Origin of the sequence: Streptococcus alactolyticus, assembly GCF_012277075.1 — a bacterium.
In the GTDB taxonomy this organism is placed as follows: Bacteria; Bacillota; Bacilli; order Lactobacillales; family Streptococcaceae; genus Streptococcus; species Streptococcus alactolyticus.
Window position 1 is genome coordinate 236,302 of sequence record NZ_JAAXMT010000005.1, and the last position, 20,979, is coordinate 257,280.

Here is a 20,979-nt window from a genome sequence, read left to right on the forward strand (position 1 = left end):
GTGACCAATGTTAGAATTACGCAATATTTCCAAACAGTTTGGTCAAAAAAAGATTTTTGATCATTTCAACCTAACCATTGAAGATGGCAAGATTTTATCCCTTGTTGGACCATCTGGTGGGGGAAAGACGACCTTGCTTCGTATGTTAGCAGGACTTGAAAAAATTGATTCTGGTAGCCTCATCTATAATGGCAAAACCTTTCCCATTGACCACTTGGAAAACCTCAACTTGCTGGGCTTTGTTTTCCAAGATTTTCAATTATTTCCCCATTTATCAGTTTTAGATAATTTGATTTTATCTCCTACCAAAACCATGGGAATGAGTAAAGAAGCAGCAACTGAAAAAGCCATGGGCTTGTTGCGTCGTTTGGGCTTGGGCGAACACGTTAACGCCTATCCTTATTCCCTATCTGGAGGGCAAAAGCAGCGTGTGGCTTTGGCACGGGCCATGATGATTGACCCTGAAATCATTGGCTATGACGAACCAACTTCGGCACTAGACCCTGAGCTGCGTCAAGAAGTGGAAAGACTACTCTTGCAAAATCGTGAAGCAGGCATGACGCAGATTGTCGTAACCCATGATTTGGCCTTTGCCGAAACCATTTCCGACCATATTTTAAAAATCAATCCCAAGTAGAGGTGGTGGGTAAATGACATTTAAAAAATGGACAATAGTCACAACGCTCCTTCTTTTGCTGATGGCTTTGAGTGGGTGTGATTTATCAGCTAAAAAGAAAGCAGCCAGCACTGACCAGTGGGATAGTTATGTGAAAAAAGGTGAAATCACGATTGGTTTTGACAATACCTTCGTTCCCATGGGATTTGAGGACCGAGATGGCACCTACACAGGATTTGACGTTGATTTAGCCAATGCGGTCTTTAAAGAATACGGCATCAAGGTTAATTGGCAGCCCATTGATTGGGATATGAAAGAAACCGAGTTAAACAATGGCACTATTGATTTGATTTGGAATGGCTATTCGATGACTAAGGAGCGGGAAGAAAAAGTCCGCTTCACCAATCCCTACATGATTAACAAACAAGTGTTGGTGACGAAAAAATCATCTGGCATTACGGATTTTGCGGACATGAAGGGCAAGACTTTAGGCGTACAGTCAGGTTCGTCAGGTTATGATGCCTTTTTAGCCTCGCCAAAAGTCTTAAAAGATATCGTAGCTGGCAAGGATGCCACACAGTATGAAACGCTGACGCAAGCCCTCATTGATTTGAAAAACAACCGTATTGATGGCTTGTTGATTGATGAAGTGTATGCCAATTATTACTTGAAACAAGAAGGCGAGCTGGACCGCTACAACATCATTCCGAGTGCATTTACAGGCGAAGATTTTGCAGTTGGAGCGAGAAAAGCTGACAAAACGCTAGTTGAAAAAATTAACCAAGGTTTCAAAACACTTTATCAAAAAGGAATTTTCCAAAAGATTTCCCAAAAATGGTTTGGCGAAGACGTCGCAACGCAATCGGTTAAGGAATAGGAGTGCCCGTCTATTCTGACCTAGTTAGGAGTCCTGTATGACTTTCACGTTATGTCTTAGTGCTTTATTCAAATTTCTGTTAGGTGTTGTTCTGGTTGCTGCTCTTTTGTTTATTCCTGCGGGGACGCTAAATTATCCAAACGCTATTTTGCTTATGGTTATCTTGTTTGTTCCTATGTTTCTAGCAAGACTGGTCTTGATGGTTAAAAATCCTGACTTGTTGCGCAGGCGCTTGAAGGTAAAAGAAGAACCAGGGGAGCAAAGAAAAATTATTGCGGCTACGGGTTTTATGTTTGTAGTGGGCTTTATCTTAGCAGGATTGGATTTTCGATTAGATTGGCTGCCACTACCACAAATTATTTCCAAAGTTTCTGCTCTTCTTTTTCTTCTAGCTTATGCGCTTTAGGCAGAAGTTTTACGAGAAAATACCTACTTATCTCGTACCGTTATGGTAGAAGAAGAACAGAAAGTCATTAATACAGGCTTGTACGGTCTTGTTAGACATCCGATGTACAGTGCAACAATTATTCTGTTTCTGACGATGCCTTTAGTATTGGGCTCTTTAATTGCTTTTTTAGTTTTTTTACCATATCCAATCATGATTATCAAAAGGCTAAAAAATGAAGAGCAGGTGTTGTCAAAGGAACTAACAGGCTATACAGAATATCAAAAGAAAGTACGTTATCGCTTAATTCCTTATATTTGGTAACAAATAACCCCATCTCTACTCAGAGATGGGGTTTCGTATTTTTTTATTTTTTTGGAGTGATTTGGTGGAAGACGAGGTACCAATTTTCTTGGCGGCGCCAAATGCTGGTGTGAGCCTCTCCTCCAAGCGTATAAGTAATCAATTTGGTTTTTTGGCTAATAGATGTCATCTCAAAATCTTCAAATTGACTGACATAATGTCTTTGACGCGCAATCATTTCTTCTTTAGAATAAGTCTGACCGTCGTCTGAAATCAAGCGGAAGTTATCTGCCAATAATTCTTCGTAATCAGGGATTTTTGAGAGAATGATTTTTTCATTTTTTTGGAGTCTGTGGTAAACATTTTCCCAAATTTCATCTTCTGGGATAGCGGCAGGTTCTACGTGAACATCGGTATCGTAAATCGAAAATTCTTGATTAAGCAAGCGTTCGATTTGTTCCGTGATTTCATGGCTTTCATAAACAGACAAATCAGGGTTCATTTCAACCACGATATCGAGGTAGATATTGCTTCCGTATGAACGTCCGCGCAATGATTTAACCGCAGTGACTTTTGGTAATTTTAAAATGGCTTCTTTGTATTTTTTGAGTTCCTTGTCATCAAAACCATCTGATAAGCTAAAGGCACTTTCCATGAAAATATCATAAGCCGTTTTCAAGATGAAATAAGTAATGACAATGGCAGCCAATCTATCGATGATGACTAAGTGGAAAGAAGCGGCGATAATGGCAACAGACGTTCCGATAGAAGCAACGGCGTCAGAAAGATTATCCTTGGCAGCGGCAACGAGGGCGCTTGATTTGACCTTTTTAGACAATCGACGGTTGTAGAGGTAAACAGCGTACATGATAATCGCAGAAACCACTCCGACAATGGCACCTTCAGGATCAATAGTAGTAGTTGTTCCTGAAATGATTTTGTGAATGGTTTGCGATAGCACTTGGAAACCAACGATAAACATGATAAATGATGTGATCAAGCTGGCTAAATCTTCAATTTTCCAATGCCCAAAACGGTGGTCCTCGTCAGCAGGTTTGCTGGCTAAATGCAGACCAATCAACAAGGTCACATTGCTTAAAATATCCGAAACGTTGTTAAAACCGTCGGCAATCAATGAAGATGAGTTAATGCTATAACCCACAATCAATTTGGCAATCGAGATGAGCAGGTAAGCCACTATACTAACAATCGGGCCACGCTTAGCCAGTTGAAGATTAGAAGTTGGTGTAGATGACATAAAGAATAGCTCCTTTAACAATCGGAAAAAAACGAGAGAGGTACATTATTGGTGTTTGTTAAAATAGCGTCTGGTTTCGCTGATAATAACAGGTGAGAGGGCAAGTAGGGCAATTAAGTTTGGCACAGCCATCAGACCATTAACGATATCGGCAATGACCCAAATGGTTTCCAAACTAATGTATCCGCCTAAAGCAACCATGGCAATAAAGAAAACGCGGTAAACAGGAATGGCTTTCACGCCAAATAGAAACTCAAAGCAGCGTTCGCCATAGTAGCTCCAGCCCAAAATAGTTGTGAAAGCAAAGAGAATCAAACTAAAGGTTAAGGCATAAACCCCAAAATTACCAAAGACAGATGAAAAGGCAGATTGGGTCAACATGGCACCATTTAGGTCACTAGACCAGCCGCCAGTTACGATGATGGCAAGCCCTGTCAAACTACAAATGATAATGGTATCAATGAAAGTTCCTGTCATAGACACAAGTCCTTGCTCAACAGGTTCATTGGTCTTGGCAGCCGCCGCAGCAATCGGAGCAGAACCCAAACCAGATTCGTTAGAGAAAATGCCTCGAGCTATCCCTGCTTGAATAGCTGTTACCATTGTTGCCCCTGCAAAACCACCCGTTGCAGCCTTTCCAGTGAAAGCAGATTGGAAAATCAGTCCCAAACTTGGCAAAATATTGTCTGCATGAGAAAGCAAAATAGTCACAGTAGCGATGATGTAGATGATAGCCATAAAAGGCACAACACTTTCAGCGACTTTTGAGATGGATTTGATTCCCCCAAAAATAATGATGCTGACCAAAATAGCCAAGATAATACTAATCACTTGTGGCGACCAGCCGACGGTATTTTTGAGAGAGTCGGTAATCGAGTTCACCTGAGTGAAAGTTCCTGAGCCAAAGAGAGCAACCATGACACCAAAAATAGAAAAAGCGATAGCTAGAGGTTTCCACTGTTGCCCCATCCCATTAACGATGTAGTACATAGGCCCTCCAGCGATAAAGCCATCAGCGTCTTTGGTACGGTATTTGATAGCCAAAACCCCTTCAGCATACTTGGTTGCCATACCAAAGAAGGCAACCATCCACATCCAAAAGAGGGCTCCAGGTCCTCCAAGTTTTATAGCAGTCGCAACGCCAACCACATTTCCTGTTCCAACAGTCGCCGCCAGTGCCGTTGCCAAGGCCGCAAAGCTTGAGATATCCCCTTGACCGTCAGAATCCGAAGCAAAAATCAGTTTGATTGCTTTGGGCAGCCGGAAAACTTGCAGCAGTCTTAGGCGAACAGAAAGGTAAAATCCCGTTCCAACCAGCAAGACAAGAAGAGGCGGTCCCCAGACAAAACTATCTAAGGAAGATAGAAAATGGTACATAAATCAAACTCCTAAATATCAAGTCCGACCGTGTTATTGCAACCGTTTCTTATGAAAAAGCCTAGCCAAACACGGCAGGAACAATTGAAATAATGTTGGTATTTTCAGAAAAATGAATAATTTCAACCCATCTATTGTACAGGTCTTGCAAGCTTTTGTCAAATCACAGTTAGAGAAAGCAAGTTCTCTCAATAGCTGTATGCTTTATCATAGCAAACTTTTATCGACTTTTTAAAAATTGTAAAAATATCCAACTGACTACATATAAATGTTTTTAGCGAGTTTATTGGCATTTGAAGAAAGTTTTTTATAAATCTGATGAAAAACGTTATAATACACTTAAGGATGATACATTCAAATGGACATAATGGGAGCTTCGCCTGAAGAGGTTATAACTTTTTATAGAGTCATTAGGCCTTGAATTACTAGACTCGAAAGGTTGTAGAGCTCTATGAAAAACTCAAATCTAAGTTACGTTTTACTTACAAAGGATAAGATACTTAGAATGTTCTAGGTGTTTTTTTGTGTGCATAAGAGGAACTAGATACCATAAAACGCACAATGGCGCATTTGGTATTAATTTGTTATAATGGGAATGTTGAACGAGGAGTTATTATGAAATTCGAGAAAAAACAAGTCTATTATGTTGTCTTTGCTTTCATTATTTGTTACGCCATACAGGCTTATTGGCATAGCGGAGCGGCTTTGGTTTATACTATTTATCAAGCCAGCATTCCCTTTATGATTGGTGCGGGAATTGCTTATATTGTCAATATTGTCATGAGTGCTTACGAGAGCCTCTATGACCGCTTTTTGACACATCCTATCTTGCAAAAAATCAAGCGGTCAATAACGATGATTTTAGCCTATCTCACCTTTATTTTTGTGATTTTTTGGTTATTTTCAATTGTCTTGCCAGACTTAATCGTCAGTATCAATTCGCTTTTGCGGATTGATACCAGCGGATTTTCTCATTTTATCAAGGAAATCAGTGACAATAGTGTCATCAAAGAATCTTTGAATTATTTTGGCAGTTTGTCTGATATTACCACCACCCTTTCAGATTACAGTCGCCAATTCCTAAATCAAGTCTTGTCTGTTTTAACAGGCGTGTTGACATCTGTTAGTACCATTGCTTCAACAGTCTTGAACATTTTTGTTAGCCTTGTTTTTTCAATCTATATCTTGGCTAGTAAAGAAGAATTGGGACGTCAATTTAATGTTTTGATAGATACTTATATCAGCAAATACGCTGACGGTATTCGCTATGTTTTTGGTATTTTACACTTGCGTTTTCACGGTTTCTTCGTGGGTCAAACCATTGAAGCGGTGATTTTAGGAACGTTGACCACTTTGGGAATGTTCCTGCTTGATTTCCCATACGCAGCAACTATCGGTATCCTTGTTGCCTTCTTCTCATTGATTCCGATTGTTGGGGCTTACATTGGGGCAACCATTGGTTTTATCCTCATTGCCACTCATTCCGTTTCACAAGCTTTCTTCTTCTTGATTTACTTGGTTATTTTGCAACAATTCGAAGGAAATGTGATTTATCCGCGTGTCGTTGGAGGGTCAATTGGACTTCCTGGTATGTGGGTCTTGATGGCCATCACTATCGGTGGCGCACTTTGGGGTGTCTTGGGAATGATTGTCGCTGTGCCAATTGCTGCTAGTCTTTATCAAATGATTAAAGACAACGTTGCCAAACGTCAACAAGCCCAGTCAAACAACTTAGAATAACTATGACGATGAAAAAAATGAATTTACTCTTTGCCATCGATGATGGCTATGTGCAACAATTTATGGTGACCTTGTATTCCATTCACCAAAACAGTTCCAATCAGCAATTTTCTGTTTATGTACTGCAAAAAACGGAGCTAGCACAAAACGAAGCGATTGAGACATTTTGCCATAAGCTAGGTCTTGATTATCACCCTGTTGTGATTGGCGAGAAATCCTTTGAAGATGCACCGACAACAAATCGTTATCCTGAAACCATTTATTATCGTTTATTGGCACATGAATACTTGCCACAAGATTTGGATAAAATCTTATATGTTGACGCAGACATTTTGTGTTTAAATGACATGGTTGCCCTCTACGAGATGGATTTGGAGGATAAATTGTACGCAGCGGCCAGCCATACGTCAGACGGTAATATTTCAAATTTGGTCAATAAGCTACGCTTGCGAAATTTTGAAGCCGAAAGTTACTTCAATTCTGGCGTGCTTTTGATGAATTTGGAAGTTATTAGGCAATCGGTTTTTCGAAAAGACATTTTGGATTACATTGAGAAAAACAGTCACCTGCTCTTTTTGCCAGACCAAGATATTCTAAATGCTTTATATGGTCATCGCACGGTGCTCATTCCAGACCAAATCTACAATTACGATGCACGCTACAACGTGCTTTATTACGGCAGAAGTTCAGGTGAGTGGAACTTGAACTGGGTCATTGAAAATACCGTTTTCTTGCATTTTTGTGGACGTGACAAGCCTTGGAAAAAAGATTATAGAGGTCGTTATAGTGCCCTTTACAAACATTATTGGCACCGTACCTTGCGTTTAAAAGACAGCAAAGATTAAAACACAAGTTCCTTCGCTTACGAATAATTAAGTGGAGGGACTTTTTTATGTATAGAATCGATGCCGCATCCGCTTCTCAGTTGCCTCGAGAAAGACTGCAACATTTAGGAGCCGAACAATTAAGCAACCAAGAATTATTGGCCATTTTATTGCGAACGGGCACCAAGCAACTCCCTGTTTCAGCCCTTTCGCAGCAAATATTAAAACAAATCAATCGCCTGTCTGATTTGGAACACCTTTCTTTGCAGGAATTGCAACAAATTGACGGCATAGGAGTAGTCAAATCCATTGAAATCAAGGCCATGATTGAATTATCCAAACGGATTTTCAAAGACGTTTGCCTAGACAACGAGCGCATTTTAAGTAGTGAAAAATTGGCGCAAAAAATGATGCTGGAATTGGGAGCACAAAAGCAGGAGCATCTTGTTGCCATTTACCTAGACACACAAAATCACATCATCGAGCAACGCACGATTTTCATTGGAACGGTTAGACGGTCAGTAGCAGAACCGCGTGAAATTCTCTATTATGCTTGTAAAAACATGGCGACATCTGTGATTATCGTACATAATCACCCGTCTGGCCTACCCCATCCAAGTGAAAACGACGTGCGATTTACCGAAAAAATCAAAACGGCTTGTGAGATGATTGGCATTTGCTGCTTGGACCACATTATTGTTGGCAAATACCGTTATTATAGTTTTCGAGAAGAGGAGCATATTTTAGTTTAAATAAAAAATACCTTAGAACATCCTGTTTCTAGGGTATTTTTAGACTGATTATTTTGATTGATTCATGAAATACAATAGCGTTTGCAATTCACTGGTTAAATCAACGTATTGTACAATGGTGTCTTTAGGGACACTGAGGTGTACAGGTGAAAAGCTCAAGATACCACGAATACCAGCACTGACGAGGTAGTCAGCCACCTCTTGAGCCTTGGTACTTGGCACGGTCAAAATCGCCGTTTCAATACCAGATTCTTTGACGTGTTCTTTTAGGGTTGAAATACCATAAATAGGAATGCCGTCTGACGTTGTTTGCCCAACCAATTCATTATCATCGGTATCAAAAGCCATCACAATTTGCATTTTGTTACGATCGTGGAAACGATAGTGTAGTAAAGCCCGTCCAATATTACCGCAGCCTACCAATAGAACTGCCGTGGTCGAGTGGTCGTTTAAAATATCCGCAAAAAAATTCATCAATTTTTTGACGTCATAACCAAAACCACGCCGACCTAACTCACCAAAGTAAGAAAAATCTCTACGGACTGTTGCAGAATCAATTCCCATGGCATCTGCAATTTGTTTTGAGCTCGCTTTTTCAATATTATCTGTATTGAATCGCTTGAAAATACGATAATAAAAGGATAGCCGTTTAGCTGTCGCTTTAGGAATAGATTTATCAGTCGTCACAATACCATCTCCTCATATTTGTTACTTCTATTGTAACAAAAAGCTTGTGAAAAGAAAAACAAATTTCATAAATTCCGATAAAAAAAGCCTGATTTCTAAGCAAAACTAGAAATCAAGCTGATGATCATTAAACGGATGTTTTGGTGAAAATATCACGTTCAACAAGGCTATCCATCAAGAAGTAAAATTTCTCTTGTAAAATGGTGTTATCTTCTGATTTGAAAATGTTGACGAGGCGTAGACCAGATTTGTCCGTAATGTTCATTTTAAAGCCTGTTAGCTCTTTGTTAATAGTGATTTTTAGGGCAAAACCTTCACCAGAATTAGGGACTTTTTCCAATAAACGTATCAATTCATAATGTCCTACACGATTTTGAGTAAAAGTCGTGTCGCGAAGGGTATATTTTTTAACGTCATCGCTAAGAGTATAGCTATATAGGCAGTCTGTTAATGTAATTGTTTTTTCAAATGCCATCTTATTTTCCTATTATTTCTACTAATTTTTGGGCGAACTCTTGCACTTCTGATAGTGTGTTGAGTTCAGAGAAACTGATGCGAATAGACTCGTTTAAACGTAGTGAGTCTTGGCCATACATACTGGCTAACACATGACTTGGCTCAACCGTACCAGCCGTGCAGGCAGAACCTGTTGAAACGGCAAATCCAGCCAAATCTAACTGGGTTAATAATGTGGCATTATTGTGATGAGGAAAACCGATATTAAGCACATGAGGCATCGTATTGGCTGTTTCATTGAGGTAATAGTCCAAGCCAGAAATAGCCTCCAAAAAGGCATCACGCAAGATTTGAACGTGGTCATAATTGGCTTTTTTATTTGCTACACTATCGGCCAAGGCTTGTGCCATCCCAGCAATACCAACCATGTTTTCAGTACTTGCTCGGCGTTTTTCTTCTTGCTCCCCACCATGAAGTAGGTTATCAAAGTGTTGCGGCGTCGAATATAAAATACCAACGCCCTTTGGACCGTGGAATTTATGGGCAGAAGCAGACAAAAAGTCGGCTTTTAACTCCTCAGGAAAAACGTCCAGTTTTCCCACGGCCTGAACAGCATCCACGTGAAAAACAGCTTGATGCGATTCAAGGAGTTCTCCGATTTCCTTGACGGGTAGGAGGTCGCCTGTTTCGTTATTAGCCAACATGGTGCTAACTAAAATGGTATCATTACGCAAAGCGTCAGCCACTTGTTGGGCAGAAATTGTCCCGTTTTGAGGTTGCAAATAAGTTACTTCAAAACCAAAACTTTCTTCCAAATAAGTCATTGTGTGTAAGACAGAGTGATGCTCGATAGCCGTTGTAATCAGGTGTTTTCCCTTATTTTGATTGGCCAAAGCATAGCCTTTAATAGCAGTATTGTTGCTTTCAGTTGCTCCTGAAGTGAAGATAATGCGGCGTGGGGTTGTCTTGAGGGCAGACGCAATCATTTGCCGATAAGTACGCAGGCGGTAGTTGGCACGGCGTCCAATCCTGTGAATGCTAGAAGGGTTACCAAAATCGGTGGTCATGATATCCTTCATCGCCTCAATGACAGACGGAGTTAGTGGAGTAGTAGCAGCATTATCAAAATAAATCATATCTTAATCCTTTTTAGCGTCGTATGAAAAGAGTGGGCTAAGTGGTGCTTTTTCGTGGATACGAATAATAGCATCCGCAATCAATTCACTGGCAGAAAGGTATTTCAAGTTTTTAGGAAGAAGTTCCTTAGTGTCAACAGAATCAGTTACAACAATTTCTTTGATAGGAGCAGTATTTAGCGTATCAGCGGCACCGCCAGCAAACAATCCGTGACTGGCTACCGCATAAATCTCAGTTGCACCTTCGCGTTCAAGGATTTTAGCTGCTTCAGCAAACGTACGACCTGTATTTAAAATGTCATCGATAAGGATGGCTTTTTTATTTGCAACTTCACCGATAATGTAACCTTCTTCGCGGTGTGAGTCGTCTTGAGCGTAGTCGATGATAGCGATAGGTGAATCAAGGTATTCGGCAAGGCTACGAGCACGTTTGATTCCTGAGTTTTTAGGACTGACAACAACAACATCTTCCCCTTTTAAATCAAGGTTGTAGCAGTATTCTGCAAACAAAGGTACAGTGTACAAGTTATCTACTGGAACGTCAAAGAAACCTTGAACTTGGACAGCGTGAAGGTCTAGTGTAAGAAGACGGTCAACACCAGCTTTAACAAGCATATTAGCCACTAGTTTAGCAGTAATTGGTTCACGTGATGCGGCAATGCGGTCTTGACGAGAGTAACCAAAGTAAGGAATCACCACGTTTACGGTGTTGGCACTGGCACGTTTACAAGCATCAATCATGATGAGCAACTCCCAAAGGTTGTCATTCACTGGGTAGCTCGTTGATTGGATAATGTAGATATCATCACCACGAACAGTTTCTTCGATGTTAATCATGATTTCGCCGTCTGAGAATTTGCGTGTTGACACTTTTCCTAGCGGCACCTTAACGGCATCCGCAATTTTTTTGGCAATTTCCACATTAGAAGAAAGAGAAAAAAGCTTAAATTGTTTGTCGGCGTAAAGTTCTGCCATGATATAAATATACTCCTTTAAACATTAATAGTTCTATTTTATCAAAAAAGATGGAATTATTCAGCATTTTATAACGAAAAATGGGCTGAAATTATTTTAGTGTGGCACTGAAACGAGCCACCTTGCTTTTAGCGTATTTAAAATGAATGTGGTTTTGGGCTAGGAAACGGTCAAAATCGGCCTTACCTTTATCGGCATCTTCCACCTCTAACTCCAACTCATAATCTTGTTTGCCAGCGTATTGATTGCTATCTAGCGCCATTAAACCGATAGACGTTTTCATTTCGCGGCGAGTGGTTGTCAAATGCCCAAAACACTTCAATGCAGCTGGATCAACTCCATTTTCTCGAATGTGATCAAAAAATGCAATCTTTGGAAAATGATTGGTTTGAATAATGTTTTTTGCTTCTTCTAAAGTCAAATCGTGATTGTGTTCCAAATTGCCAACTTTTTTGGGCACTTTAAGAGTGAGTTCGGCGCGGTCGTCAAATGTGCGAATGCGCAAGGACATCCGATTGGCTTTCATATCAAATGCCGCTGTATCAAAGTAGTAGTTGGTTTGAGTAACAGGAGCGACTTGTGCAAATTGTGGGCTCAAACGGTTAAAATCATCCTTGTTTAATAAGGTTTTGTATTCTATTTCAAGATGTGTCATAAGCCAGTTTTCCTTTGTGATAAAAATAGTGAATATGATATAATTAGAATGTTATACTAATTCTATAAAAAAGTTATTTATTTGACAAGAATGGACTTGTCATGATAAAGGGGGATGATGATTTTTGGATTGGGAAAAGTTTTTGGATCCGTATATCCAAACCGTAGGAGAGTTAAAAATTAAACTGCGAGGGATTCGAAAGCAATTTCGAAAGCAAAACAGACACTCTCCGATTGAGTTTGTCACAGGACGTGTGAAATCGGTTGAGAGTATTCAAGAAAAAATGGCACTCCGAGGCATTAAGCTTGAAAATATCGCTCAAGATTTGCAAGATATTGCTGGGGTACGTATTATGGTTCAATTTGTCGATGACGTGGAGGAAGTCTTGACGCTATTGCGTAGCAGACATGATATGACCATTATCCAAGAACGCGACTACATCAACAATATGAAATCAAGTGGTTACCGTTCATACCATGTGATTATTGAGTATTCTGTTGATACTATAGATGGTCAAAAAACAGTCCTAGCCGAAATTCAAATTCGGACTTTGGCCATGAATTTTTGGGCAACGATTGAACATTCCTTGAACTACAAGTACAAGGGGGAATTTCCAGAAGAAATCAAGAAACGTTTGGAAATCACGGCAAAAATTGCTTTGGAATTGGACGAGGAAATGCGGAAAATTAGGGAAGATATCAGAGAAGCACAGCTTTTATTTGATCCAGCGAGTCGAAAATTAAATGATGGAGTGTGGAATAGCGATGACACAGACGAATACTACAGGTAAAAACAAAAAAGCTATGCGTGTGGCTATTGTTTCAAATGGAAAAAAACAAAGTCGCCGAGTAGCTTCAAAATTGTTTGCGATTTTTAAAGAAGACAAGGATTTTTACTTAACCAAAAAAGACCCTGATGTAGTGATTTCAATTGGTGGCGATGGTATGTTGCTTTCAGCCTTCCATATGTACGAAAGAAATCTAGACACCGTCCGTTTTGTGGGGGTTCACACGGGGCATTTGGGCTTTTACACCGATTACCGTGATTTTGAAATCGACAAATTGGTTGATAATTTGCGCTCAGACAAGGGCGACAAGGCTTCTTACCCTATCTTGAAAGTGAAAATTACCCTTGATGACGGCAAAGTCATTAACCTTAGAGCCTTGAACGAATCGTCAATCAAACGGATTGAAAAAACCATGGTGGCAGATGTCATGGTTAGCGATGTTATCTTGGAGCGTTTCCGTGGTGATGGCTTGTCTGTATCAACACCGACAGGAAGCACGGCTTACAACAAATCATTAGGTGGGGCTCTTTTGTACCCAACCATTGAAGCCATGCAGTTAGCTGAAATTTCAAGTTTAAATAACCGTGTTTATCGCACCTTAGGGTCATCAATTGTTGTGCCTAAAAAAGATAAGATTGAAATCAAGCCGACCCGCCAAGGTATCTATACCATTTCAGTGGACAATAAAACCATGCATTATAAAAATTTATCTAAAGTGGAATATCGGATTGATTCTAAAAAAATTAGCTTTGTGGCAACCCCATCGCATACAAGTTTTTGGGAACGTGTCACAGATGCTTTCATAGGAGATTTGGATTCGTGAGATTTGAATTTGTTGCAGACCGTCAAACCAAGGTCAAGACATTTCTAAAAAGCCATGATGTTTCAAAAGGGTTACTCGCCAAGGTTAAATTTAAAGGGGGGAATATTTGGGTTAACGGCGTTGAGCAAAATGCGATTTACCTCTTAGAAAAAGGAGATGTCGTCACGATTGAGATTCCTGACGAGCAAGAGCACGAAACCCTCATTCCCGTCAAACACCCTTTGGATATTGTCTATGAGGACGAACATTTTCTAATCATCAATAAGCCGAGCGGCTTTGCTAGCATTCCAAGTGTTTTGCACTCTAACACCATCGCTAATTTTGTGAAGGCTTATTATATGGAAAATGATTACCCTAATAAGCAGGTTCATATTGTGACCCGTTTGGATAAGGATACGAGTGGTTTGATGCTTTTTGCCAAACACGGCTACGCTCATGCCAGACTAGATAAGCAGCTGCAAAGCAAGTCTATTGAAAAACGTTATTTGGCTTTGGTTTCTGGCAAGGGAGAATTGGAAGATAGCGGCGAGATTATTGCACCAATTGCTCGCTCAGATGACAGCATCATCACGCGCCGTGTTCACCCATCAGGCAAATACGCTCACACCAGCTATCAAGTGGTCGAACGTTTTGGTGATGTGGCCTTGGTGGACATTCGGCTGCACACAGGACGCACCCATCAAATTCGCGTGCATTTTGCGCACATTGGCTTTCCTTTGCTGGGAGATGATATGTATGGCGGTCGGATGGATTTAGGCGTCACACGTCAAGCTTTGCATTGCCATTACTTGCGTTTTAGAAATCCTTATGACAATAAGGAGATTATCCAGAAAATCCCCTTGACAAAAGACTTTGAAAACGTTATCATTAAATTACAAAAAAATTAGAATTGAAGGTTGTTTATATGGGAATTCGCTCTTTATTTGGCAGTTTGCGCGGAAAAATCATTGGAAAAAACCTCAAGATTGTCTTTCCTGAAGGCAGTGACGAACGTGTTTTGCGTGCGGCAACACGTTTGAAATTTGAGGGATTAATAGAACCGATTATTCTAGGAGAACCTCAGGTCATTCGTGAAACACTTGACATGATTGGATTTGCTGATTTGAATTACATTATCATTAACCCAGAGGAATACGATGGCTTTGATGAGATGAAAGCAGCTTTTCTAGAAATTCGCAAAGACAAGGTAACACCTGAAGAAGCTGATGAACTCTTACACGATGTCAATTATTTTGGGGTTATGTTAGTTAAAATGGGGATTGCTAACGGGATGGTATCAGGTGCCATGCATTCAACGGCAGCTACGGTTCGACCAGCCCTTCAAATCATTAAAACTAAACCAGGCGTATCAAGAACTTCAGGAGTATTTTTGATGAGCCGTGAGACAACCGAACAACGTTTGGTGTTTGCTGATTGTGCCATCAATGTAGACCCAAATGCCCAACAACTCGCTGAGATTGCTGTCAACACAGCAGACACCGCTAAAATTTTCAACCTAGATCCTAAAGTAGCTATGCTTAGCTTCTCAACTAAGGGCAGCGCTAAAGCCCCCCAAGTGGAAAAAGTTCAAGAAGCTCTGCAATTGGCTAAGGAAGCACGACCTGACCTTGCTATTGACGGGGAATTACAATTTGACGCGGCTTTTGTGCCTGGAACTGCAGCTCTTAAAGCGCCAGGCAGTGACGTTGCAGGACAAGCAAATGTCTTTATCTTCCCAGACCTTCAATCAGGAAATATTGGTTACAAGATTGCCCAACGTTTGGGAATGTTTGAGGCTATCGGGCCAATTCTCCAAGGTCTTAACCAACCTGTTAACGATTTATCTCGTGGCTCAAGTGCCGAAGATATCTACAAATTAGCCATTATCACAGCTGCCCAAGCTATTGATGATGACGAATAAACACAAAGTTCAGTTGGATAATCCAACTGACTTTCTCATTTAGCAAATAGAAAAGAGAAATCATGTCAAAAATTGTTTTAGTAACAGGGGCTTCTGCTGGATTTGGCATAGCCATTGTCAAAACATTAGTTGCTGACGGCTATCAAGTGATTGCTTGTGCCCGTCGCTTTGATAAATTGCAAGAGTTGCAAGCCGAGTTGGGACAAGACAAGGTCTATCCCCTCCAAATGGATGTGGCTCAGCCAAAAGCTATTGATGCGGCATTGGCTAGCTTACCTGAACAATGGCGCGCTATCGATGTTTTGGTCAATAATGCTGGTTTGGCGCTAGGTTTGGACAAGGCCTATGAGGCTGATTTTACCGATTGGATGACCATGATTAATACCAATATTGTAGGCTTGATTTACCTCACACGACAAGTGCTGCCAGATATGGTCAAACGCAATTCTGGTTTGATTATCAATCTTGGTTCTACCGCTGGAACTGTTCCTTACCCAGGCGCAAATGTTTACGGGGCATCAAAAGCCTTTGTTAAACAATTCTCCCTCAATTTACGAGCGGACCTTGCAGGTACTAAAATCCGCGTGTCTAATATTGAACCAGGCTTGTGCGAAGGAACAGAATTTTCAAATGTGCGCTTTAAGGGAGATGATGAGCGAGTTGCCAAACTCTACGAAGGAGCACATGCTATTCAACCTGAGGATATTGCTAACACGGTATCTTGGATTGCCAGCCAGCCTGAGCACGTTAATATCAATCGCATCGAAATCATGCCTGTTTCACAGACATTTGGTGCGCAGCCCGTTTATCGCGACTAATCAAAGTAGCAACACCTTTCTTGCTAGTCAAGGAGGTGTTTTTTCATACCATTCTATTAGAAAACGCTAACATCATACTATCTTTTCCTTTAGCCAGCTCTTATAATGACAGTGAAAGGAGGGAAAAACATGGGCACAGAAATGCCTGATAAGCTTTGGGCGATTGATTTTGATGGCATGATTGGTGGCAACGGTTCTTATGTGGAGTGTGACGGTCAGGTTGTCATGCACCAACTGATATCAAAAGAAGACACCAAGGTGATTGTGGATTGGTTGCAGGAGCGTATTTTAGCCTTTTATTTGAAATCAAACAACGGCCTTTTTGCCTCAGACAATTCAAAGAAGCGGCTTGTTCTATCATGCGCCAATACGCCATGCGTAAGGGAAAAACAGCAGCAGAGGTGAAAGATTTGGAAGCAGAGGATACTTTGTACGGCTTGGTTTATGGGGATGAATTGTATTGCGATGATGTCAATAAGGTGAGTTTTATTCTCAAGACGTATCAAGACCATTTGGATTCTGTCCTAGTTTTTCCAAATCTCAAAGCAGGGACTTGGAGTGGCCGTGGGGAAACGGCATTATTTGGCGACCTAGGTGTCAAAGATATTACCAAGGCCCATGCCATTGACGTGCTTTTAAAGTATCTGCAAGCGGACAAACAAGACACCATTGCCTTTGGCGATGCTAAGGTGGATATTCCTATGCTTGATTATTGCGAGATTGGGGTTGCCATGGGAAATGGAGGTCCTGACAGTCTAGCCATGGCCAATATGGTCACCGATGACGTGGAAGAAGATGGTTTGTTTAATGCTTTTAAAGCATTAAAGTAAATTGAGTAAAAAGAGGATATCGTAGAATAGTACCAAGAAAACGGTTTATAAAACTAGTTTTTACCAACTGCGATTGTTATAATACTATTGAAAACACAGCAATAAGGAGAATCGTTATGTTACACAAAACCTTAAAACCATTTCCAGAACATTTTTTGTGGGGTGCATCAACATCTGCTTACCAAGTAGAAGGAGCAGCCTTAGAAGACGGCAAAGGGCCTTCATGCCAAGACGTGAAAGACATTCCTGCAGGAACAGCAGACTTGTCGGTATCTGTTGACCATTACCACCACTACAAAGAAGACATTGCCTTAATGGCAGAAATGGGCTTCAAATCTTACCGTTTCTCTATTTCATGGAGCCGTGTCTTGCCAAAAGGTGTTGGTGAAGTGAATCCAAAAGGAATCGCCTTTTACAATGATTTGATTGACGAATGTTTGAAATATGACATTGAACCTATCGTGACTATGTTCCACTTTGATATGCCAGCAGCTCTTGATAAACGCGGTTCTTGGTCAACGCATGAATCAGTTGATTGGTTTGCAGAATACGCTCGTGTCTTATTTGAAAACTTTGGTGACCGTGTTAAATATTGGCTGACCATCAACGAACAAAATATGCTAACCTTGGTGGGTCCTGTCATCGGAACCCTCCACATTCCAGAAAGAACAACAAATGTAACCAAAGAAGTTTACCAACAAAACCATCACCAATTGGTTGCGCAAGCCAAAGCCATGCAAATTTGTCACGAAATGTTGCCTGAGGCTAAAATTGGTCCTGCTCCAAATATCTCACTTGTTTATGCGGCATCATCAAAACCAGAAGATGTTTTGGCATCACAAAACTTTAACGCTATCCGTAACTGGCTTTATTTAGATGCTGCGGTTTACGGTGTTTACAACAACTTGGTTTGGGCTTATTTGGAAGAACAAGATGCTACACCAGTTGTTACCGAAGAAGACTTGGCTATCATGAAGGCTGCAAAACCTGATTTCATCGGATTTAACTACTACAATACAGCAACCGTGGCTGCTTCTGATGGAACAGAAAGCCTAAACCCATCAGCTGACCAACAAACAGCTCGTGGAGAAGCTGGTTTCTACCGTGGTGTTGACAATCCAAACCTACCAAAAACAGAATTTGGTTGGGAAATTGACCCAGTTGGTTTCCGTGCCACTGTCCGTGAAATGTACAGTCGTTACCGTTTGCCACTTTTAGTTACTGAAAATGGTCTTGGAGCCTATGATACATTGACTGAAGATGCTAAAATTCATGACCAATACCGTATCAACTATCTTCGTGCTCACATTGAACAGATTCAATTGGCTATCACTGATGGTGTCGATATGCTTGGATATAACCCATGGTCAGCAGTCGACCTTATCTCAACTCACGAAGGTATTCGCAAACGTTATGGCTTTATATACGTTGACCGCACAGATGAAGAAGTTGGTAGTCTTGAACGTTACCGCAAAGATTCATTCTTCTGGTATAAAAAAGTTATTGCCACAAACGGACAAGATTTGTCAGATTAAAATGAATAGAGAAAGCACTCAATTTTGATATTGAGTGCTTTTTCTTTTAAATCTGAGTAAATCTTTTCTTCTTGAGTTCGAAGATAACATCTGTTTCGTTAGCGACAGCCGTTTCGTGAGTAACGATGATTACGGTTTTATTTTGTTGGTGCGCGATTTCTTTAAAAATATTAACGATATCTTGGGTGGTTTCTTCGTCAAGGTTTCCAGTCGGTTCGTCAGCGATAATGATATCATGTTCTGTTGCCAAGGCTCGTACAATTGCGACGCGTTGCTGTTGGCCGCCTGAAAGTTGAAGAACTGGTTTATCAATTAGTTCTTTTGGAATGCCAACGAGTTCAAAAAGTTCTTCGATTTTTGCATTATCAACGTTCTTATTGGAAATTTCTAGCGCCGTTTGAACATTTTGACGTGCAGTCATGTAAGTCATTAAATTATAAGCTTGAAAAATAGTAGAAACACTATTTTTACGGTAATTAGTCAGACCAGAGTTATTAATGCCTTTGTCATTGAGGAATATTTCCCCAGTCTTTGGGCTATCTAGTCCAGCTAAAAGAGAGAGAAATGTCGTTTTTCCGCTTCCAGATTGACCAAGGATTGAATAAACTTTTCCCTTTTCGAAGTTTAAATTAACATCTTTGAAAAGGTAGTCGTCGGGATTGTTGGTGTACCAGTAGCCGATATTTTGTGTGCGTAATGTCATATGGTTTCCTTTCTAATTAGAAGATAAGATATCTTTAGGTTTCATGCGGATGATGCCGATACTTGCTAAGATAGTTGAGATAAATGAGATAAGAAGGGCAATTCCACCAAGTTTTGCGACATCATTTCCTGTTAACTTGATGTCTAATTGATCAATTTCTTTGCTTGAAGAAGTAGCCATTGTCATCATATTGCCAAAACCAGCTCCACTTGGTCGGCCAAGTTTTTGTTGGAAATCATTTTTAGTGCTCTTATCAGAAGAGTCGCTATCTTGACCAGGACCACCAGCAAAATCATTTTTAGCAGTCTGTTGGGTTTGAGTTGAAGATGATAGAAGCTGATTACCAAGTGCGTTGCCTACAAAATTTCCAGCAACAGTAGCAATGACAAGGGAAACGACTGTTACCATAAATAATTCTGTGAAGAATTGCCCGATAATTTTAAGGCGATTTTCGCCTAAACTCATAAGGACACCGATTTCGTAACGACGTTCTCGGATGCTTAGAATGACAATGAGCGTCAAGATGACGGCACCAGCGACAGCAACTAAAATAACAATATTTTGTGCAATTGATGAAATGTTATTGAGTGGTGAAAGCATTTGTTCATAGATTTCATCGCTAGAGGTTACAGAATATGAATCAGTATCAATTTCTGATTTGACTTCTTTGACGAAATCATCCATTTTTTCAGGGTTTGAAAGAGTGTAAATAGCTGAATCTAATTTGTCGGATTCACCTTTCATAGTATTAGCCGTTGTGAGGTTAGTATAGATGTTATTTTGTGGATTTGAGGCATTTGACATCATTTGAGCAGTTGTCGCTGTCGATGAATTGTCATAAATACCAACGATTTTTAGAGTGTAACTTGTTTCGGTATCATTGACAGTCGTTTTAATTGTAAAGCTATCGCCGATACTTAAGTTGTTCTCTTTGGCTAAATCAGCTGAAATAAGTGCTGAATTGTCAGCAGTGTCTTCAGTGATACCAGTTCCTTTAGAAATTTTATTTGTCCCAGAAGTAAAGTCGCTTACCTTATCTGTGCTATTGACTCCTGTAATTGTGAAATCGCCAGAAACCATCATTCCAGGGCCAGCTGGTTGAGAGTTGCTGTTTGAAGATTCATCAGAAGATGATGAGGTAGATGATGTTGAGATAGCAGTGATATCATCGCCTGCTGTAGCAGTTGTTGTTGTCGTAAAAAGGTATGAAGCTACATCGCTTTTTTCAGCAATAGATTTTGCGGTTGCAAGGTCAACAGAGGTAATAGCAGATGTGTCACTACTTGAATCAGAACTATTATTGCTATCAGGTTTGAAAGCTTTCATCATTGCTTCGCGGTTAACCGATAGTGTGACGGTTGCGCCAGCTTGCTTTTTAGCGTTTTTTACAGCTGAATCAGCAGCGTTTTTGATGGTCAAGCCTGCTAGAACAAAAATCAAGATAGCGCTGGTTACTAGAATTAGTAGTCCCGTACGTCCTTTTTTGGCTTTTGTCGCAAGCCAAGCACGTTTAATAAAATTCATATAAAACTCCTTTGCAAT

The 20,979-nt window shown here is 40.4% G+C and carries 21 protein-coding genes and 2 pseudogenes; 14 read left to right on the forward strand and 9 right to left on the reverse strand.

Annotated elements, in window-relative coordinates; translation table 11 throughout:
- The first annotated feature begins 7 nt into the window (after positions 1-7).
- The 4 genes and pseudogenes from HFK82_RS03065 to HFK82_RS08870 all read left to right on the forward strand — a co-directional run.
- Positions 8-637: an amino acid ABC transporter ATP-binding protein gene (locus HFK82_RS03065; RefSeq protein WP_168260760.1), complete on the forward strand. Its 630-nt coding sequence runs from the start codon at positions 8-10 to the stop codon at positions 635-637.
- Positions 638-698: 61 nt separating this feature from the next.
- On the forward strand, positions 699-1,493 hold the full coding sequence (locus HFK82_RS03070; RefSeq protein WP_369945201.1) for an amino acid ABC transporter substrate-binding protein: 795 nt from the start codon (positions 699-701) through the stop codon (positions 1,491-1,493).
- A 37-nt stretch (positions 1,494-1,530) separates the two neighbouring features.
- Positions 1,531-1,899 carry a hypothetical protein gene (locus HFK82_RS08865; RefSeq protein ID WP_240928811.1) on the forward strand — a complete coding sequence of 123 codons (369 nt, stop codon included), beginning with the start codon at positions 1,531-1,533 and terminating at the stop codon, positions 1,897-1,899.
- Between the two features lie 36 nt (positions 1,900-1,935).
- Positions 1,936-2,202, forward strand: a pseudogene (locus HFK82_RS08870) (methyltransferase family protein); the annotation flags it as partial.
- A gap of 43 nt (positions 2,203-2,245) precedes the next feature.
- Here the strand turns inward: HFK82_RS08870 and HFK82_RS03080 are convergent.
- Together HFK82_RS03080 and HFK82_RS03085 are read right to left on the reverse strand one after the other, a co-directional pair.
- A complete protein-coding gene (locus tag HFK82_RS03080) occupies positions 2,246-3,439 on the reverse strand; it encodes a cation diffusion facilitator family transporter (RefSeq protein WP_168260762.1) in 1,194 nt (397 codons plus the stop codon).
- Positions 3,440-3,484: 45 nt separating this feature from the next.
- The gene (locus HFK82_RS03085; RefSeq protein ID WP_168260763.1) at positions 3,485-4,816 is read right to left on the reverse strand and encodes an alanine/glycine:cation symporter family protein; all 1,332 of its coding nucleotides are present in this window, start codon (positions 4,814-4,816) and stop codon (positions 3,485-3,487) included.
- A 615-nt stretch (positions 4,817-5,431) separates the two neighbouring features.
- Between HFK82_RS03085 and HFK82_RS03090 the strand changes: the two genes are divergently transcribed.
- Genes HFK82_RS03090 through radC form a run of 3 tightly spaced genes read left to right on the forward strand, consistent with a single transcriptional unit; the run spans position 5,432 to position 8,132 of the window.
- On the forward strand, positions 5,432-6,556 hold the full coding sequence (locus HFK82_RS03090) for an AI-2E family transporter (RefSeq protein WP_168260764.1): 1,125 nt from the start codon (positions 5,432-5,434) through the stop codon (positions 6,554-6,556).
- Between the two features lie 2 nt (positions 6,557-6,558).
- On the forward strand, positions 6,559-7,401 hold the full coding sequence (locus tag HFK82_RS03095) for a glycosyltransferase family 8 protein (protein ID WP_206151191.1): 843 nt from the start codon (positions 6,559-6,561) through the stop codon (positions 7,399-7,401).
- A 47-nt stretch (positions 7,402-7,448) separates the two neighbouring features.
- Complete coding sequence (gene radC / locus HFK82_RS03100; protein ID WP_168260765.1) at positions 7,449-8,132, forward strand: RadC family protein; 684 nt, start codon at positions 7,449-7,451, stop codon at positions 8,130-8,132.
- A 48-nt stretch (positions 8,133-8,180) separates the two neighbouring features.
- On the opposite strand, the gene HFK82_RS03105 is transcribed toward radC, so the two are convergent.
- The 5 genes from HFK82_RS03105 to HFK82_RS03125 all read right to left on the reverse strand — a co-directional run bounded on the left by HFK82_RS03105 (position 8,181) and on the right by HFK82_RS03125 (position 12,041).
- Positions 8,181-8,819, reverse strand: coding sequence for a redox-sensing transcriptional repressor Rex (locus tag HFK82_RS03105; RefSeq protein WP_167829273.1), 639 nt, complete (start codon positions 8,817-8,819; stop codon positions 8,181-8,183).
- 127 nt (positions 8,820-8,946) lie between these two features.
- A complete protein-coding gene (locus tag HFK82_RS03110; protein ID WP_168260766.1) occupies positions 8,947-9,294 on the reverse strand; it encodes a DUF1831 domain-containing protein in 348 nt (115 codons plus the stop codon).
- 1 nt (position 9,295) lies between these two features.
- A complete protein-coding gene (locus HFK82_RS03115) occupies positions 9,296-10,411 on the reverse strand; it encodes a cysteine desulfurase family protein (RefSeq protein WP_168260767.1) in 1,116 nt (371 codons plus the stop codon).
- 3 nt (positions 10,412-10,414) lie between these two features.
- On the reverse strand, positions 10,415-11,386 hold the full coding sequence (locus tag HFK82_RS03120) for a ribose-phosphate diphosphokinase (RefSeq protein ID WP_168260768.1): 972 nt from the start codon (positions 11,384-11,386) through the stop codon (positions 10,415-10,417).
- A 91-nt stretch (positions 11,387-11,477) separates the two neighbouring features.
- Positions 11,478-12,041, reverse strand: a complete 564-nt coding sequence (locus HFK82_RS03125) for a CYTH domain-containing protein (protein ID WP_168260769.1) — start codon at positions 12,039-12,041, stop codon at positions 11,478-11,480.
- A gap of 124 nt (positions 12,042-12,165) precedes the next feature.
- Between HFK82_RS03125 and yjbM the strand changes: the two genes are divergently transcribed.
- The 7 genes and pseudogenes from yjbM (at position 12,166) to HFK82_RS03160 (ending at position 18,734) form a co-directional block, all read left to right on the forward strand.
- Positions 12,166-12,831 carry a GTP diphosphokinase gene (gene yjbM, locus HFK82_RS03130; protein ID WP_168260770.1) on the forward strand — a complete coding sequence of 222 codons (666 nt, stop codon included), beginning with the start codon at positions 12,166-12,168 and terminating at the stop codon, positions 12,829-12,831.
- Positions 12,806-13,651: an NAD kinase gene (locus HFK82_RS03135; protein ID WP_168260771.1), complete on the forward strand. Its 846-nt coding sequence runs from the start codon at positions 12,806-12,808 to the stop codon at positions 13,649-13,651. The genes yjbM and HFK82_RS03135 overlap by 26 nt, the downstream gene beginning before the upstream one ends.
- Positions 13,648-14,538: an RluA family pseudouridine synthase gene (locus HFK82_RS03140; protein ID WP_168260772.1), complete on the forward strand. Its 891-nt coding sequence runs from the start codon at positions 13,648-13,650 to the stop codon at positions 14,536-14,538. Before HFK82_RS03135 ends, HFK82_RS03140 begins: the two co-directional genes overlap by 4 nt.
- A 17-nt stretch (positions 14,539-14,555) precedes the next feature.
- A complete protein-coding gene (gene pta, locus HFK82_RS03145) occupies positions 14,556-15,551 on the forward strand; it encodes a phosphate acetyltransferase (protein ID WP_168260773.1) in 996 nt (331 codons plus the stop codon).
- 62 nt (positions 15,552-15,613) lie between these two features.
- A complete protein-coding gene (locus tag HFK82_RS03150; RefSeq protein ID WP_168260774.1) occupies positions 15,614-16,369 on the forward strand; it encodes an SDR family oxidoreductase in 756 nt (251 codons plus the stop codon).
- A 138-nt stretch (positions 16,370-16,507) separates the two neighbouring features.
- Positions 16,508-17,199: pseudogene (locus HFK82_RS03155) on the forward strand (HAD hydrolase family protein); the annotation flags it as partial.
- Between the two features lie 116 nt (positions 17,200-17,315).
- The gene (locus HFK82_RS03160; RefSeq protein WP_168260775.1) at positions 17,316-18,734 is read left to right on the forward strand and encodes a glycoside hydrolase family 1 protein; all 1,419 of its coding nucleotides are present in this window, start codon (positions 17,316-17,318) and stop codon (positions 18,732-18,734) included.
- A gap of 46 nt (positions 18,735-18,780) precedes the next feature.
- Here the strand turns inward: HFK82_RS03160 and HFK82_RS03165 are convergent, their stop codons facing one another.
- Both HFK82_RS03165 and HFK82_RS03170 read right to left on the reverse strand, forming a co-directional pair.
- Positions 18,781-19,437, reverse strand: coding sequence for an ABC transporter ATP-binding protein (locus HFK82_RS03165; protein WP_168260776.1), 657 nt, complete (start codon positions 19,435-19,437; stop codon positions 18,781-18,783).
- A 12-nt stretch (positions 19,438-19,449) separates the two neighbouring features.
- Complete coding sequence (locus HFK82_RS03170; RefSeq protein ID WP_168260777.1) at positions 19,450-20,961, reverse strand: ABC transporter permease; 1,512 nt, start codon at positions 20,959-20,961, stop codon at positions 19,450-19,452.
- Positions 20,962-20,979 lie beyond the last annotated feature (18 nt).